Here is a 1,703-nt window from a genome sequence, read left to right as displayed (position 1 = left end):
GGGTCTGGCCGGTGCCGAAGCCGTCCTGCGCCTGCGCGCCCTGCACGCCAATGGCGACCTCGACGCCTACTGGGACTACCACCTGCAACGCGAACACGAACGCGTCCACGCCTCACGATATCTCGATGGCTTGATACCCATCTGACGCACCCTCAAGGAGCCGCACCCAAATACTTCGCGGCCCGCCTCAGGATCTCGCGCTCGCTCTCCAGTTCGCGCACCTACCTGCGTAGCCGCGCGATCTCGGCGTCCTTCGCGTCCTGGGCCACCGCCTCGGGCTGCTCGGCGCGCTCGGCGGCCTTGACCCACTGGCGTAGCGTCTCATGGTTAACGCCCAGGTCACGGGCCGCCTGCGCGAGCGGCAGGTCCGAGGAGCGCGCCAGCGCGACCGCGTCGGTGCGGAACTCAGCCGAGTATCGATAGGTCCCCAAGGGGAACTCCTGTCCTTCGGATCGTCACGATCCGATGATCAGGGTGTCCACGTTCAGGGGCTAACCCCCACCTGCGCGGACGGCATTCCCGGCAGCCTTCACGGGGCATCGATGTGATGCGCCACCGCTATCGACTGGTAACCAGGCAGCTCGCAGTGCCGTCCTCACCTGGTGAACCGTGAGCACAGGGACCACCATGGACATATGACGGGTGATTTTGGACCCGACAGCGCTGCTGACTCCGGTCCGCAGCGATCGACCGCTGTCCCCCGGCTCTACGACGCACCACCGTGGCGTGACTGGCTCTTCTGGGTCACCGCCTTCTGGGTAGGGCTGCCTTTGGTGATCCTCATTTCCTCGGCAGCCGCCGGCAAGAGCACCGAGTGGGGCGGTGGTCTCATGGCGGCAGTGCTGCTGGCCACGGCCCTCGGCGTCCTGCCTGCGTCCATACGACTGATATTCCGCAAGCGCAGTTACCGGAAAGGCGCCGCGACATCGCCCGCCGTGGAACCACTACTAGCGCCCGGCGGCTGGGAAACTCACACGCCCAGCCCTGGTCGGCGTGTCGCGTCGCCTCGCGAGACACCGAGAACCACCTTCGCGGGACGGGACAGCACTTCATCGCGGTCGACACCGAACGCCGCCAGACCTCCTGCCGCCCGGTTCCCGGCCCCCTATACAGAGGCGAACACGCCCGATATCGCCAGGCCGTCCGAAGCCCCAACCATCAGCCGCGCTTCACCGCCCGCCCCGCACCCGATTGCCTCGGGCGGCACGCAAGATATCGATCTGCATACCTCGACCATCCTGCGAGGCGCAGGTCAGACGTACCCCTACCCCGCAGCGCGTGCACTGCGAGCGATCCAGCGCGCCCATGACGCCCGCGAGCAATACGCAACCGTCTTGAATGCAAGCGAGACCCTCGCCATCACCGTCTGCGCCTGCCTCGCCGCGCTCATACGAGGCCACCCCGAAGCACCAACCAGCCGCCGACCAACCGCCGACCTGGCAGCCTTGCGCAGCGCACTCGTCGGACGAACAGCAACATTCGGGACCTGGACCACCTGGTTAAACACGGTCACCCAACACATCGGCGACCGCACTGACTTCGTTCCCGCCTTCGAAGCCCACATGCGCGGGAGCACCACTGCCCTAAAGTTAGGGCCGGTCAGTCCGCTTTGGGGAGATTCGACTCGGCGATGGTGATGGTGTAGCGGGCTTTCTGGGTGTGCCCGTTGCGGCGTTCGGCGTTGGTGCGGGGGCTGGTTCGGT

At 66.5% G+C, this 1,703-nt stretch carries 1 protein-coding gene; it reads right to left on the bottom strand.

Going from position 1 to position 1,703, the window contains the following annotated elements:
• Positions 1 to 221 precede the first annotated feature (221 nt).
• Entirely contained in the window at positions 222 to 431 is a 210-nt protein-coding gene (locus KGA66_RS28845; RefSeq protein WP_211472750.1) for a transposase, read from the bottom strand.
• Between the last annotated feature and the right edge of the window lie 1,272 nt (positions 432 to 1,703).

Source organism: Actinocrinis puniceicyclus (assembly GCF_018283645.1).
Taxonomy (GTDB): Bacteria; Actinomycetota; Actinomycetes; order Streptomycetales; family Catenulisporaceae; genus Actinocrinis; species Actinocrinis puniceicyclus.
The sequence above is the reverse complement of the archived record's forward strand: the minus strand, read 5'-3'. Positions and strand labels throughout refer to the sequence as shown.